The sequence below is a fragment of the Streptomyces sp. NPDC046977 genome (assembly GCF_040644455.1).
Taxonomy (GTDB): domain Bacteria; phylum Actinomycetota; class Actinomycetes; order Streptomycetales; family Streptomycetaceae; genus Actinacidiphila.
Window position 1 is genome coordinate 87,365 of record NZ_JBEYWO010000029.1, and the last position, 13,534, is coordinate 100,898.

Consider the following 13,534-nt stretch of genomic DNA (forward strand, 5'->3'; position numbering starts at 1 on the left):
TGAGCGGAGCCCGCCCACCGCCGGCCGTGCGGGCGGCCGTCCTGTGGCTCGCCGGGCGCGCGCCGTGCGGCCCGGGCGGCCGTGCTCGGCTGCGCCGCGGCGACCGGCTTCGCCTGCGCCGCGGGGCTGATCAAGGATGTCCCCGGACGCATTCCCGACGGCCTCGGCGCGCCGGTCGCCGCCTGGCAGCTGTACGCCGCCGCGGGCGGCTCCAGTGCCCCGGCCGCGGCCGTTCTCAGGCGCGATTGCGCCCGAGACTGGCACCGCCGTCGACGCGCAGGATCTGGCCGGTGACGAAGCCCGCCCTCTCGGAGAGCAGGAAGGCGATCGCGGCCGCGAGCTCCTCCGGGCGCCCCAGCCGCCCCATGGGCACGGTCGCCAGGTAGCGGGCGGCCGAGACCGACCCGGGCGGGTTGGTCTCCTGGAACAGCTCGGTCTCGGTGGGGCCGGGCGCGACGGCGTTCACGGTGATCCCGCGCGCGGCCAGCTCGCCGGCCCACCCTCGCGTCAGGAACTCCATCGCGCCCTTGGCCGCACCGTACGAGGTGCGGTCGGGCAGGCCCAGGGTGACCAGGCTGGTGATGTTGACGACGCGGCCCCACGACCGTTCGATCATCCCGGGAAGGGCGGCCTGCACGATCTGGACCGCGGTGCGCACATTCAGGTCGAGCACCGCGTCGAGGTCGGGCAGCTCGACCTTCCCGATGGGCGCGGGCCGCACCGCGGCCACGTTGTTGACCACGCCGTCGACCGGTCCCGTACCCAGCACCTCCGCCAGGACCCGATCGGTGACCGCGCGGTCGGCGAGGTCCGCCGCGTGGAACTCGCCGGGAAAGGAGCTCGGTGCGCTGCGGGCGATGCCCACCGGGGTGTGGCCCTCTTCGGCCAGCTGCTCGGCGAGGGCCCGGCCGATGCCTTTGGAAGCGCCCGTGATGAAAAAACGCCTGCGGGTCATGGAGTCACTCCTTTGCTGCGCCGGTCCGCAGCTCGATCGCGGACCGGCGGTGGCGTCGCCTCCCGAGAGCGCCGTTCATCACACTGTGAGGCGTATATCGGGTTTGCTGACTGCCGATCGTAGGTGATCGGGACGCCGCCCCGCCGTCCCACTGACGGCCGGGGTCACCCGTCCTCGCCCGCGTGCGCGAGCAGTTCCTCGGGTGACCAGTCCAGGCGTCCGTCCGCGAAATCGGCCAGCACACCGCGGACCCATGCCAGTTCCGCGGCCGCCATCGTGTGCACGTACCCCAGCTCCAGCGTCGCGATCCGCGGCAGCCCGCTGTCCGCCTCCCGGGCGAGGTCCGCTTCGTACCGGGCGACGGCCGCCTCCAGGGCCTCGGCGCGGCGGCTCAGGGCGTCGCGGAGCGCCTGCGGCGTCAGCATCATCAGCAGCGACAGTGCGGCGGGGAACTCGGGGAACTCCTGCTTCGGTGTGGAGAGCATCTCGTCGAGCCAGCGGTGTGCCGTCTCGCTGCCCGCGTCGGTGACCTCGTAGACCGTGCGCTCCGGGTACTGCGCGTCCCGGCCGGTCTCGCGGACGGCGATCAGTCCGGCGCCGAGCAGCCGGTCCATGGTCCGGTACAGGCCGGCGCGCTGGCCGACGTTGACGACCTGGTCCTTGCCCCACTCCTTCAGCAGGCGCTGGACGCCGTAGGGGTGCAGCGGCTTGTAGTGCAGCAGGGCCAGGACGGTCAGGGCGAGGGGGGAACTCCGGGGCGCTGTACTCATGGCTCGATGCTACCCACGGTCGAACTAGTTGACTAGCGACTAGTTGCAGTGCAACTATCGATCCATGACGAACTCGACTGGCACGACGAACGGCAAGGCCCGCTCCGCACTGGTCATCGGCGGCGGTGTCGCCGGCCCCGTCACCGCGATGGCGCTGCATCAGGCGGGCATCGAGGCAACGGTCTTCGAGGCGTACGACGGCCCGGCCGACGAGGTCGGCGGCGGCATGGGCCTCGCGCCCAACGGATTCCAGGCGTTCGACGCGATCGGCGTGGGCGACGCGATCCGCGCGGTCAGCACCGAGATGGACGGCATCGTGCTGCAGAGCTGGAACGGCAAGAAGCTTGCCGAATTCGGCACGCTGCCCGGAATCGACCCCACGCGCTTCGTGATCCGCGCGGAACTGTTCCGCACCCTGCGCGAAGCGGCCGAGGAGCGGGGCGTGACCACCGTCTACGGCAAACGCATCGTCGACGCGGCCGAGGACGCCGACGGCGTCACCGCGCACTTCGAGGACGGCGGCACGGCGAGGGCGGACGTACTGATCGGCGCGGACGGACTGCGCTCCACGGTCCGCCGCCTGATCGACCCCGCCGCCTCCGCACCGCAGTTCGCGGGCACCGCGGGGTTCGGCGCGATGGTCGCCGACACGGGGCTCGCGCCCACCGACGGCAGGATGCACATGACCTTCGGCAAGCGGTGCTTCTTCGCCTGGCAGGTCCTCGCCGACGGCACGGGCATCTGGTTCATCAACCTGCCGGTGCCCCAACCGCTCTCGGTCAACGACCAGCGCGAGCGCGGCGGCGCCTACTGGCTCGCGCACCTGGCGGAGGTCTGCGACGGCGACGCCACCCCTGCCGGGCCGCTGCTCGCGGCCACCGACCCCAAGACGATGCTCTTCGCCGGCAGCACGGAGAACATGCCGAAGTCGGTCCGCTGGAGCCGCGGCCGGATGGTCCTCACCGGCGACGCGGCCCACGCGCCCTCCTCCAGCTCCGGCCAGGGCGCCTCGCTCGCCGCGGAGAGCGCCGTCGAACTCGCCCGCTGCCTGCGCGACCTGCCCCTCCCCCAGGCACTGACCCGCTACGAGGAACTGCGCCGGCCCCGGGTCGAGCGCATCATCAAGGAGACCGCCCGCACCAACGCCCGCAAGGCCGCGGGCCCGGTCGGCCGGGTGGTCCGCGACGCGCTGCTGCCGACGATGTTCAAGCTGATGAAGCCCGAGAAGAACGCCTGGCAGTTCCAGTACCCGATCGACTTCCACGCCCCGGTGGCGTGACGCCGGACGGCGTGGGCCTGCCCGCGCGGCGCCCCGGCCCCGACACCCCGGGCCGCGGCGCCGTGCCCTCGCCTTCGTCCACTCGGTGAACCGGCGACGGGCCGTCGCACCGGATGCCCGCGCACGCCCCGAGGGCCGGCCTGCACTGACGATGACGTCCAGGGGATGACGCGGGCGTGCGGCCGGTGGGGCGGCCGCTCCCGGTGTGGGTCGGCGGGTCGGGTTCCTATCGTCTGACGTTTCGTCAGAATGGCGTCGGGGCAATCGCGGGCCCGGGCAACGCTCGTGCCCGGGGTGCGAGGAAGGCGAGGGAACGAAAGTGGACCTCCAGCAGTACAAGGACAACGTGGCGCGTGCGGCCGAGGAGGCCTGTGACTGGTTCTTCCACCAGTACCTCCCGGCATGGACCGCCGTGGCTGCGGACCCGTCCGCCGATCCCCGGGTCGTTCTGGACTTCTGGGTCCCTCCGCTCAGCGTCTCAAGGGACGACCCCGACCCGGCCCGCGCCCTGTACGACTGGTGTCCCGACCCGGAATCGGTACTGGTCTACCTTGCCTCGCAGCAGGAGCCGTTGCGGGCTGCCGGATACACCCACACCGATGTTCCCGACAGCCGGGTGACCGCCTACAGCTCGCACTCCGCAGGGATCGACGTGATCTGGTCGCGCCGTACTGCCGACAACACCGAGATCGAGCGTCTCGGAGTCCACTTCGAGGTCCGGCGTCACGCCGCCGGTACCTGGCGCATCATCGCCATCGCCTCCCACCCGACCGACGCCGACCGCATCGCGGACACCTTTGTCACCGTGACCCCCTGATCCGCCTTGCGCGCGGGACCTGACGTCAACGGTATGCCCACAATGACCCGTTCATCTCGTACCGCCCCTGGGTAGACCTCGCGGTGCCTTCATCAAAGGTCGAGTTGGTACTCGTACGTCGTGTGCGTGGCCCGGTACCCGAGCAGGTCGTTGACGCGCCGGATGTACGGGTTGGTGTCGGCCGTGTCGGTCAGCAGGCCGCCGAGGTGCGGGTACCGCAGGCCGGCGTGGCGGATGGAGGCGGCCTTCATCCACCGGCTCAGGCCGCGGCCGCGGTGCGAGGGGAGGACGGCGGTTCCGTAGTGCCGCGCGTCGCCCTTGCCGTCGCCGGGAACGGCGAGTTCGGTGAAGCCGGCGATCGTTCCGTCGGCCACGTGGACCGCGACGACCGTGTGCAGCACGTCCCCGCGCTTGGTCACGGCGTCGACCGCGGCCCGCACGCGTTCGCGATTCCACGGCGCGGCGCTGAAGTCGACCCCGCCGGTGGGGGTGTCGTTCATGGCGTGGCGTGACGCGACGAACGTCTCGGCCAAGTGGTCCGGGACCATGCCGTCCCAGGACGCGAGGCGATAGCCCGGGTGCGGCTCCTCGGTGATGCGGGTCAGGGCGGCGGGATCCGCCACGGGGAGGCGCAGGCGGGCGGAGGTCAGCGCGAGCACCCTGCGGAAGTCACGGGCGGTCAGCAGCCGTTCGCTGCGGGAGTCCGCTCTGACGTGGCTGATCACGCGGCGACGGCCGTGCTTGCGGGCGGCGGAAAGGGCCGGGTCCAGCAGGAGCATGCCGGTCTCGTCGCACTGCTCCTGGGCGTGGACGTGCAGTTGCAGATCGGCGAGCTGCTCCTGCCCGGTCCGTGTGAACAGGCGCAGGAAGGCCGTACCGAGGGGCATGCCGTCGTCGTCGGAGGCCAGCCACACCAGGCGGTGACTGGTGGCGGTCGCGTGGGGGTCGGTGAGCGCGGTGACATGGACGGGCATGGGGTCTCCGGAGATGAGAGGGGCTGCCGGCGCGTGGGCCGGCGGCGCTTCAGCGTTCGGCGTTCGCGGCGTCCCGCAGCTTGCGCCACGTGCGGCCGACGGATCCCAGGCCCACCCGGGTCTCCGCGGGTGCGGTCTCCCAGGTGCGGGCCGCCTCGACGAGGGTTTCCGGCGCGGCGTGCACGGCGGTTCCCGTCAGGGGGAGTGCCTGCTGTGCCCGCGCCGCGGCGCGCACGTCCTGCGCGCTGACGGCTCCGAGCCTGGCCCGGTAGTGGGCGAGCAGCGCCTCGCAGGCGTCGGCTATCGCGGTCTCGCCCAGCGGCAGTGCCGGGACATCGAGCCCCTCGGTCACCAGCCGCTCCAATGCCGACCGCAGGTCCCTCAGACTGATGTCGCGGACGGTGAGCGACAGGTGGGCCGACAGTCCGGCGGCTCCCACGGCCCGGTGGGCGAAGCCCCGCGGTACGTACAGCACGTCGCCGGGAGCCAGGACGCCGCGGAGCAGCCGTGGGGAGTGCTCGTCGTCGGCGAGTTCCCCGGGGGCCCAGTCGGGCCCGGCCGGCGCGTCGTGGACGTACCAGGTCTTGCGTCCGGCGACCTGGAGGACGAACACGTCGGCATCGTCCCGGTGGACCGCCAGCCCCTGACCGCCGAGGGGGGTGACGAAGAAGAACGCCTCGACCCGGCGGTCGAGTTCCCCGGACAGCCGGGCCACCAGCTCGCCCGTCGCGGGGTGCCACTGGTCGACGCGCCGCAGCAGCAGTGTCGCCCCGTCGCGCAGCAGGGAGAGGACCTTGGCCCGGTCGGCGAAGCCGTCGTACGTCGCGCCGTGCACCACGCGGGGCGCGGTGTACGCGGCGGGCGGGACGACGACCTTGTCGGAGCGCACCATCTCCAGGTACGGCGTACGCAGGAGCCCGCCGTCGAAGGCGGCGTCCAACTCATCGAGGCCGAAAGGCGCTACGACGTTCTGCGGCGTGAAGACCGCGGGCCCGCGCTGCCACCGCTCCCTGGTGAACGTCCCGACGTCGCCGACCCAGCGTGCCAGCGTGGATGAGGGCGTGCTCATAGGGCGGCACCCGCCTCGAACCTGACGGACAGCAGCGAGCGCAGCGGAACGTGCGTTCCCCGCTGTGCGCCGCGGATCGCGATCCCCTGCTCCAGGGCGACGTCCAGCAGCCGTTCGGCCAGGGGCACGACCATGTGCCGCGCCCAGCAGCGCGCACCGTCGAAGCCGAAGGGCATGAACCCCGGGGTCCGCTCGGGCTCGTCCACCCCTGACCATCGCTGGGGCCGGAACACCAGCGGGTCCGTCCAGTACTCCGGGTCGCGGTGCATCAGCAGTGGGAAGAGGGCGATGTCGTCCTGCGGGCCGATGGCGGGGTGCAGCCCCGCATAGGCGTCGCCGCCGGTACGGAAGAGCATCCACGCGGGCGGCAGGAGGCGAAGGGTCTCCCACAGCACCGCGGTGCGGCCGCACCGGGCGACCTCCTCGGCGTCCGCGCGGTTCATGAGCCACAGGGCGTTCGTCGCCAGCGCCGCGACACCGTCGCTGAGCGTGGCGGAGGCACGGCGGTACAGCGCGACGGCCTGCCGCTTGTCCTGGACGCTCGGCGCGGTCCGGATCTGCCGGGCCAGCGCCGTGCCTCCGCCGTCGGCGCCCGGCCAGGCGGTGACGGCCCGGTCGGCGATCCGGGACAGCGTGTCGGAACGGGTGACGCCGCGCTTGGACAGCAGCGAGACCGGCAGCGGGTCCGAGGAGAACAGCCATTGCCGCAGATACGCGGTGGCGGCGTCGGGCCACGGCCCGGACAGCCGGTGCGCCGGGGGAGCGGGGGCCTGGAGAGCCGTGGTGACGTCCTGCCCGAGGGCACGGATCGTCCGCGTCGCGCTGTCGTGGTCGATGTCCGCGCCCGCGGCGGGCTTGAACACCGAGCGCTCCGGGGCCAGTACGGGCCGCGCGGCGACGACGGCGGCGATCAGCTGCACGTCCGACACGCCCACCGTCGTCGCGTCGATCCGGAAGACCTTTTCTTTTCTCGCCAACAGCTCCTGAATCTGCGGCGCGTACACGACCGCATGGTCGCGTGCCGCAGTGGTCACCGTTTCTTCCATGAGAAATCCGCTTCCTTGTGGGTGGGGTGGCGAGGGGAATGCGTTCCCCACGAAAAGCAGAGAACTCGGGGCCGGTCGGCAAAAGTGGGGCCCGACATGGCGCCGCCGGTGTCGGGCCGAACCCTGGATCGGCCCGCCACCGGCGGTGATGGATCAGATGACGTGGTAGGGCCACGCGTTGCGCGCCAGCTTCTCGGCCGGCTTCAGCTTCTTCACCATCGCCTGGATCATCTTCATGCCCACCCCTTTCCTGGTGCGTGGGTACGGTCAATTGACCTCACCGGCACCGGTATTGACGTTCGGTACCGAGATCGGGACCGAGCGGATTCATTGAAGTCCACGCCCCAGCCGGACGCGAGATCCCCTGACGTATCCCTGACGGGACGGGAGCCCTTTCTTGACTCCGAACCATTTCCGGTCCGTACGGGGGGCCTTCACCGCCCTGCCGGGCGGACGCTTCTTGATGTCAGCGGAAAGCCCGCCGTCCGGGTCGCCGACCCCGACGGACTGGACCGTGGGCGCCAATACGGTGGGGCACGGCAGGGCACAAAGTGGTGGCCTGTGTCATCTGTGCGCACGTCGCGCCCTGATCCTCGTCCCGGGTCCGGCCCGTGACCGACCGTAGCCGTCCGAGGCCCTTCCGTGCGGATGTGACCCGCGTCACTCTTCTGGGACAATAGTGAGGAGCATGAACGCACCCAGAGCCGTGCAGTGATCGCGTGATGATCACGGGGAGCCACTGGTGGACGCCTCGGACGAACTCCTGCGGAGGGCGGAAGCCTCGGCGCTGCTGTGCCAGGACGGTGTCGTCCGCTTCCTGAACGACCCGATGGCCAAAGCACTCGGCAAGCCGGTGGACCGGATCGTGGGCCGTCGCATGTGGGAGCTGGTGCCGGCGAGCCAGCGCAGTGCGGTCCACCGGCTGGTCGAGCACGCGAAGGACCAGCGACTGGCGATGCGGGTGCTGGAGCTGCCCAGGCCCGGCAATGTGTCCGTGGTGACCCTCGTCGAGGCGCGGCTGACGACCGCGGCCGGTGGCGAACCCCTGGTGTGGATGCACTCGCTCAACGTTCACCACGATCTCGGCAGTCTGCTCATCCCCTACGGGGTGTCGGCCAAGGCCGCCGGCCTGGGGCTGTGCGCGTATCTGCCCGAGGCGGGCCGGATCGAGTGGACGGGAGGGGCGGACGCCGTCGGCGCGCTGATCCCGGACGGTTCGGTGTCGCTGCCCTGGGTGGTGCGTCATGTGCACCCCGGGGACTGGGGTGCCCTGCGGCGGCTGCTGGACGCGCACACCCACCCCTGGACCCCGCTGCGGTTCCGGAGCGCGGCGGGTGACTGGCACGACCTCGCCTGCCAGACGCGCAGGATCCAGTTGGGGTTCGACGGCCCGGAGCAGGTCTTCGGCACGATCCGCGACGACACCCGCCAGGAAGCCCTCCGCCAGGAGATGCTGGCCGCGGTGGGCGCGGAACGCCGCCGCGCGGACGGCATCCGCGAGTTCGCCTCCGCGCTCGTCGCCGCGGCCACCGAGCAGGACCTGCGGCGGGTCGTGCTGACCCGGCTCGCCGCGACCTTCAACGGTGCCGGCGCCGCGCTCGCGCTCGTCGACGACCGTCACATCAGGCTCTGCACGGATGCGGGGTTGCCGGCATGGCGGTCCGCGGCTCCCTCGCAGTACGTGTCGCTGGACGACCGGCTCCCACTGGCGCGGGCGCTGCGTACCGGCACGCCGGTGTTCATCCCCGACCAGGACGCGTACCTCCGCCTCTCCTCTCCCGGCGACGCGGCCCTGCACTGGCCCGGCCCCGACTTCGCCGTGTCGATCACACCCCTCGGGCCCGGCGGCGAGCGGCCGCTCGGAGCGTGGCTGGTGGCGTACGGAAAGGGGCACCACCCCACTCCTGACGAGCGTGCCTTCATGGTCACGCTGGCCGAGCTCGCGGGCCAGGCGCTGGAACGGATCCGGTCGCAGAAGGCCCGCGTGGATCTGGCCTCGGCGGTCCAGCGCACCATGCTGCCGAAGCTGCCCGAGCGTCTGCCCGGCCTCGAAGTGGCCGCCCGCTACCGGCCCTGCAGTGAGGGCCTCGACGTCGGGGGTGACTGGTACGACGTCTTCGCCGTGGCGGACGGCACCGTGACCCTGGAGATCGGCGACGCCCAGGGGCACGACGCGGACGCGGCCGCCTGCATGGGCCGGATCTGCGGCTCCATGCGCGCGATCGCCTCCCACGAGTCCGCCCCCGGCACCGTGCTGGCGCGCACCAACGAACTGCTGGTGGAGATGGGCGCGTCACGGTTCGCGAGCTGCACGATCCTGCACATCGATCCCCACGACGGGCAGGTGACGGGCGCCAGCGCCGGCCATGTACCCCTGCTGCGGGCGCACGACGACGGAAGCTTTGACATCCACCCGCTGCCCGTGGGACCGGTGCTGGGAATCATGCCGGACGCCGACTACCCGCAGGAGATCTTCACCCTGGACGAGGACACCGCGCTCGTCCTGGTCACCGACGGCGTGGTCGAAGCGCCGGACCTCACGCTCGACGACGGACTGAAGCGCACCGGGACCCTTGCCGCCCAGGCCCTCCGCGACGGACTCAGCTGTGACGAGACGGCCGGCCGCATCCTCGACGACGCGATCGCGATGCACCGCCTCGACGACCTCGCCGTGCTGGTCGTCCGACGGGCATGACCGCGCCTCGCCGCCCCGCACGCCGACGTCAGCCCACCGGTGACGACGTGTCCTCCGGCCCCAGCTCCTCCACCACCCGGTCCTTCATCTCCGGGCAGTTCACGCCGACTCCGAGGACCAGCAACTTCTTCGCGTCCTCCAGCTTCGTGCCCCACTGCGGCCCGTAGGGATACAGAACTCTTGGATTGAGGATGTCATCGGTGCCGCGGCCGGCGGCCAGCGCATCGCACCATTTCTGCGGGAACGGGGCCAGCTCGTCGTCAGGGGGCCCCTTCTCCGCCCAGCTCTCGAAGTGCGCCGCATGCGCGGCGTCGAGGAATCTCTCCCTCTTGCTGACGTTCCGTCCGTCGCCGCTGTCCGTACAGCCGACGGCGGCCCCGGCGACGAGGATGGCGGCCAGGGCAGTGACCGTGGAGCGGCGCATGATGTCCCCCTGCGGATGGCTGACGTCATGGGCAATCATGCGCCGCGGTGGGGGAGTTGGGCAGGCTCCTGGCCCAACCGCGAGGCGGGACCGGCTTCCGGTCTCCGCCCGGGTGGGTATGCGGCGGCAGCCGTCGGTCCCGTCGTGGCGTTGTGGACCGAGCTCCGGCAGGTCAAGCGGCCGTGACCCCGTCGGGTTCGATGTGGAATGGCCTGTTTGTCGCCCGTGTCCGGGGTAGGCGAAGAGTGTCGTGAGGAAACGGAGGCGGACGATGGCGACAGGCGAGACGGGCTTCAAGGATGTGGCGTACGACCTGGTGTCCTTGCAGTACCACTCACTGAAAGCGGGACATGACTACGGTCAGTACGTCCGCGACGCGAAAAACGCCGGGGAAACGGATATCGCGGACTTCTTCGAAGGCGTGAGGCAGGAAGACTCCCGGCGAGCCGCCCGCTGTCACGATTTTTTGACCGAACTGTCAAAGAAGGGGGAAATCGGTCCGGCGGCCTCATAGGGCTGCGGGTGGAAGCGGCCGCAAGGAGCAGCACATGATCCATTCAGCCGATATTCGCGAGTGGCGCGACCGCGACGTCGTCGACCCGAAGGGTCACAAGATCGGCGCGCTGGAGGCCGTCTATGTGGACACGGCCACCGACGAACCGGCCATGGCGACGGTCCGTACCGGCCTGCCCACACGGCAGCGTCTGGTCTTCGTCCCCCTGGACGAGGTGACCGTGGGACCCGGCTATGTCAGGGTCGCACTCTCCAAGGGGCTGGTGAAGAAGGCCCCGTCGATCGGGACGGACGAGATCCTGCCGGCGGAACAGGAGATCGAGATCTTCCGGTACTACGAGATGGCCTACCAGCCCGGCGCCGGCGGCGAACGAAAGCTCGCCCGCCGCTGATCAGCATTCGCCGCGCCCAGGAGGTGCACTGGCATGGCGCTTTTCCTGTTCCTCATCATCGTGGCAGTCGTCCTGGGCCTGATCGGCGCGGTCACCCACGGACTGTTCTACCTCTTGATCATCGGCATCGTGGTGCTGGTGCTCGATTTCGTCTACATCGTCGCGCGGGGCCGTCGCGGGCGTCAGACCCCCCTCCGCTGAGAGTGCCGGTCGCCGGCCCGCAGTCCTACAGCGGCGTCCTACGGCCGGCGAGTGCCGGGCGGTAGGACGCCGCTGTGAGGGGTGGGACGGAGTGCTCAGGCAGCCCCGGAATCCGAGGGGACCGGGAATCGCTCCCAGACACGATGGGCACCCAGCAGTGTGGTGATCTCGCGCAGCACCGCTTCGCCGTCGGAGCCGGTGACGACCCCGGCCGAGCCGACGGCGATCCCGGCGGCCTGCAGGGCGGGGTCCGAGGCGCCCCAGCCGCCGATCGGCTTGGCGTGCCGATAGGCCTCCTGCAGCATCAGCACGACGCGCGGGTCAACGGGGGCGCTGACAGGAGACGGGCCGCCCGCCTTCGCGTCACGGCTGCCCAGGGCATCGGCCGCCGGGCCGGGAGCTTCGGCCAGCAGCAGGGCGTCGAACTCCACGGAACGCGCCGTGGCGAAGCTGCGCTGCACCGTGACGGAGTCGGCACCCTCTCGCGTGAGAGTGCCGCAGGTGGGCCCGATGATCAGCGGGACCATGCTGTTGGCCAGTACGGAGCGGCGGACGGCTTCCACGGCGCCCAGGTCGGCCGCACCGTCGGCGACGATGCCGATGACCCGGCCTGCGGTCGGCCAGGTGTGGCCGACCTGCGACAGCGCGGGGCTGGGCCGGACATCGGCGAGCGGTTCCGCGGCCTGCGGGGCGGGCAGGCCCAGTCCCTGTGCGACCTGCCGACACAGGTAGGGATCGATGCGGGCCAGCATCTTCAGGGCGCGTTCCCTGATGGCCTGCTCGTAGCACTTGCCGAGCTCGAAGGTGAAGCCGGCGATGGTGTGCTCGCGTTCGACGGCGCTCAGGCTGTGCCAGAACAGCCGGGGCTGGCTGAAGTGGTCGTCGAACGAGGCCGGAGCCTCGCGCACCTTGGCGCTCGCCGCGATCGGCGTGGGGTGCTCGATGTAGCCGCGGTCCTCGGCTCCGGCGAAGAACGGGCAGCCACCGTCGAGGGAGTTGGGCTTGCAGGGAGCCGCACCGACGTGCACCGCGTCCTGGTGGAAGCCGTCGCGCAGCATGTCGTTGACCGGGGCGTGCGGCCGGTTGATCGGGATCTGCGCGAAGTTCGGCCCGCCGAGCCGGGTGATCTGGGTGTCGAGGTAGGAGAAGAGACGTCCGGCCATCAGTGGGTCGTCGGTGATGTCGATACCGGGCACCAGGTGACCGACGTGGAAGGCGACCTGCTCCGTCTCGGCGAAGAAGTTGGTGGGGTTGGCGTTCAGGGTGAGCAGCCCGACGGGCTGCACCGGTGCCAGCTCCTCGGGGACGATCTTCGTCGGATCCAGCAGGTCGATCCCCTGGAAGGTCTGCTCCGGGGTGTCGGGGAAGGTCTGGATCCCCATCTCCCACTGCGGGAAGGCGCCCGCCTCGATGGCGTCGGCGAGGTCGCGGCGGTGGAAGTCGGGGTCCATGCCGCCGATCATCTGTGCCTCCTCCCACACCAGGGAGTGCACACCGGCCTTCGGCTTCCAGTGGAACTTCACCAGCGTCGTGGCGCCGTCGGCGTTCACCAGGCGGAAGGTGTGGATGCCGAAGCCTTCCATGGTGCGGAACGACCGCGGGATGCCGCGGTCGGACATGGCCCAGATGGTGTGATGGGCGGCCTCGGTGTGCAGGGACACGAAGTCCCAGAACGTGTCGTGGGCGCTCTGGGCCTGCGGGATCTCCCGGTCCGGATGCGGTTTGCCGGCGTGGATGACGTCGGGGAACTTGATCGCGTCCTGGATGAAGAACACCGGGATGTTGTTGCCGACCAGGTCGAAGACACCCTCTGACGTGTAGAACTTGGTGGCGAATCCCCGGGTGTCGCGCACGGTGTCGGCCGAGCCGCGCGAGCCCAGGACGGTGGAGAACCGCACGAACACGGGCGTGTCGACGTCCTTGGCGAGGAAGGCCGCCTTGCACACCTCGGCCGCTGTGCCGTAGCCGCGGAAGACCCCGTGCGCGGCGGCGCCCCGGGCGTGCACCACCCGCTCCGGGATGCGCTCGTGGTCGAAGTGCATGACCTTCTCGCGCAGGTGGTGGTCCTGGAGCAGCACCGGGCCGCGCGGTCCGGCCTTGAGCGAGTGGTCGCTGTCCGGCAGACGGGCGCCCTGCGCGTTCGTGAGGAACGGCCCGTCCTGGGCCCTTACCGTCCTGGAGGGTCCGTCCGGGCGGCCCGTCGCGCTGAGCGGTGTCGGAACGGCCTGGTCGGGCTTGGCCGGCAGCGGATCGTGAGGGGTGACCGGTTCTTCCACCGTGGGGGGCATGCTCGCCGGAACCCCCGGGATCTCCGCGCGCCCCGCAGGGGTGAGCTCGGCGGCCACCTCCGTCACCTTGTCGACGATCTTCTTCACAGGGCCCGGCTCATCGGCCATGGC

General features: G+C 71.1%; 13 protein-coding genes. 6 read left to right on the top strand and 7 right to left on the bottom strand.

From position 1 onward, the window contains the following. Nucleotides 1-235 precede the first annotated feature (235 nt). Both ABZ883_RS33770 and ABZ883_RS33775 read right to left on the bottom strand, forming a co-directional pair. Nucleotides 236-955 carry an SDR family oxidoreductase gene (locus ABZ883_RS33770; protein WP_360913063.1) on the bottom strand — a complete coding sequence of 240 codons (720 nt, stop codon included), beginning with the start codon at nt 953-955 and terminating at the stop codon, nt 236-238. A 164-nt stretch (nt 956-1,119) separates the two neighbouring features. Continuing rightward, nucleotides 1,120-1,725, bottom strand: a complete 606-nt coding sequence (locus ABZ883_RS33775; RefSeq protein WP_360913065.1) for a PadR family transcriptional regulator — start codon at nt 1,723-1,725, stop codon at nt 1,120-1,122. Nucleotides 1,726-1,789: 64 nt separating this feature from the next. On the opposite strand from ABZ883_RS33775, the gene ABZ883_RS33780 reads away from it, so the two are divergent. Both ABZ883_RS33780 and ABZ883_RS33785 read left to right on the top strand, forming a co-directional pair. After that, on the top strand, nt 1,790-3,004 hold the full coding sequence (locus ABZ883_RS33780) for an NAD(P)/FAD-dependent oxidoreductase (RefSeq protein ID WP_360913067.1): 1,215 nt from the start codon (nt 1,790-1,792) through the stop codon (nt 3,002-3,004). 319 nt (nt 3,005-3,323) lie between these two features. Next, complete coding sequence (locus tag ABZ883_RS33785; protein WP_360913069.1) at nt 3,324-3,821, top strand: hypothetical protein; 498 nt, start codon at nt 3,324-3,326, stop codon at nt 3,819-3,821. A 92-nt stretch (nt 3,822-3,913) separates the two neighbouring features. Here ABZ883_RS33785 and ABZ883_RS33790 read toward each other — a convergent pair whose 3' ends face one another. From ABZ883_RS33790 to ABZ883_RS33800, 3 genes are read right to left on the bottom strand one after another with little or no spacing between them, the layout of a single operon-like run. Beyond that, nucleotides 3,914-4,795 carry a GNAT family N-acetyltransferase gene (locus ABZ883_RS33790; RefSeq protein WP_360913071.1) on the bottom strand — a complete coding sequence of 294 codons (882 nt, stop codon included), beginning with the start codon at nt 4,793-4,795 and terminating at the stop codon, nt 3,914-3,916. Nucleotides 4,796-4,844: 49 nt separating this feature from the next. Further along, nucleotides 4,845-5,864 (bottom strand): cupin domain-containing protein, encoded by a 1,020-nt coding sequence (locus ABZ883_RS33795; protein WP_360913073.1) that lies wholly within the window; start codon nt 5,862-5,864, stop codon nt 4,845-4,847. Further along, nucleotides 5,861-6,910: a cytochrome P450 gene (locus tag ABZ883_RS33800; protein WP_360913075.1), complete on the bottom strand. Its 1,050-nt coding sequence runs from the start codon at nt 6,908-6,910 to the stop codon at nt 5,861-5,863. Before ABZ883_RS33800 ends, ABZ883_RS33795 begins: the two co-directional genes overlap by 4 nt. A 742-nt stretch (nt 6,911-7,652) precedes the next feature. On the opposite strand from ABZ883_RS33800, the gene ABZ883_RS33805 reads away from it, so the two are divergent. Beyond that, nucleotides 7,653-9,605, top strand: coding sequence for a SpoIIE family protein phosphatase (locus ABZ883_RS33805; RefSeq protein WP_360913077.1), 1,953 nt, complete (start codon nt 7,653-7,655; stop codon nt 9,603-9,605). A gap of 28 nt (nt 9,606-9,633) precedes the next feature. Here ABZ883_RS33805 and ABZ883_RS33810 read toward each other — a convergent pair whose 3' ends face one another. Beyond that, nucleotides 9,634-10,029 (bottom strand): hypothetical protein, encoded by a 396-nt coding sequence (locus ABZ883_RS33810; RefSeq protein ID WP_360913079.1) that lies wholly within the window; start codon nt 10,027-10,029, stop codon nt 9,634-9,636. Between the two features lie 271 nt (nt 10,030-10,300). On the opposite strand from ABZ883_RS33810, the gene ABZ883_RS33815 reads away from it, so the two are divergent. The 3 genes from ABZ883_RS33815 to ABZ883_RS33825 are packed head-to-tail and all read left to right on the top strand — an operon-like array spanning nt 10,301 to nt 11,135. Further along, nucleotides 10,301-10,543 (top strand): acyl carrier protein, encoded by a 243-nt coding sequence (locus ABZ883_RS33815; RefSeq protein WP_360913081.1) that lies wholly within the window; start codon nt 10,301-10,303, stop codon nt 10,541-10,543. A 34-nt stretch (nt 10,544-10,577) separates the two neighbouring features. Further along, entirely contained in the window at nt 10,578-10,934 is a 357-nt protein-coding gene (locus ABZ883_RS33820) for a PRC-barrel domain-containing protein (protein ID WP_360913084.1), read from the top strand. A gap of 33 nt (nt 10,935-10,967) precedes the next feature. Further along, nucleotides 10,968-11,135, top strand: coding sequence for a hypothetical protein (locus ABZ883_RS33825; RefSeq protein WP_360913086.1), 168 nt, complete (start codon nt 10,968-10,970; stop codon nt 11,133-11,135). A 95-nt stretch (nt 11,136-11,230) separates the two neighbouring features. Here ABZ883_RS33825 and ABZ883_RS33830 read toward each other — a convergent pair whose 3' ends face one another. Next, nucleotides 11,231-13,531, bottom strand: a complete 2,301-nt coding sequence (locus ABZ883_RS33830; protein ID WP_360913088.1) for a catalase — start codon at nt 13,529-13,531, stop codon at nt 11,231-11,233. Nucleotides 13,532-13,534: the final 3 nt, after the last annotated feature.

Excerpts from the sequence above, each read along its gene's own strand:
- ABZ883_RS33790 (WP_360913071.1), bottom strand. The coding sequence starts at position 4,795 with ATGCCCGTCCATGTCACCGCGCTCACCGACCCCCACGCGACCGCCACC.
- ABZ883_RS33820 (WP_360913084.1), top strand. The coding sequence starts at position 10,578 with ATGATCCATTCAGCCGATATTCGCGAGTGGCGCGACCGCGACGTCGTC.
- ABZ883_RS33825 (WP_360913086.1), top strand. The coding sequence starts at position 10,968 with ATGGCGCTTTTCCTGTTCCTCATCATCGTGGCAGTCGTCCTGGGCCTG.
- ABZ883_RS33780 (WP_360913067.1), top strand. The coding sequence starts at position 1,790 with ATGACGAACTCGACTGGCACGACGAACGGCAAGGCCCGCTCCGCACTG.
- ABZ883_RS33795 (WP_360913073.1), bottom strand. The coding sequence starts at position 5,864 with ATGAGCACGCCCTCATCCACGCTGGCACGCTGGGTCGGCGACGTCGGG.
- ABZ883_RS33815 (WP_360913081.1), top strand. The coding sequence starts at position 10,301 with ATGGCGACAGGCGAGACGGGCTTCAAGGATGTGGCGTACGACCTGGTG.
- ABZ883_RS33775 (WP_360913065.1), bottom strand. The coding sequence starts at position 1,725 with ATGAGTACAGCGCCCCGGAGTTCCCCCCTCGCCCTGACCGTCCTGGCC.
- ABZ883_RS33770 (WP_360913063.1), bottom strand. The coding sequence starts at position 955 with ATGACCCGCAGGCGTTTTTTCATCACGGGCGCTTCCAAAGGCATCGGC.
- ABZ883_RS33810 (WP_360913079.1), bottom strand. The coding sequence starts at position 10,029 with ATGCGCCGCTCCACGGTCACTGCCCTGGCCGCCATCCTCGTCGCCGGG.
- ABZ883_RS33830 (WP_360913088.1), bottom strand. The coding sequence starts at position 13,531 with ATGGCCGATGAGCCGGGCCCTGTGAAGAAGATCGTCGACAAGGTGACG.
- ABZ883_RS33800 (WP_360913075.1), bottom strand. The coding sequence starts at position 6,910 with ATGGAAGAAACGGTGACCACTGCGGCACGCGACCATGCGGTCGTGTAC.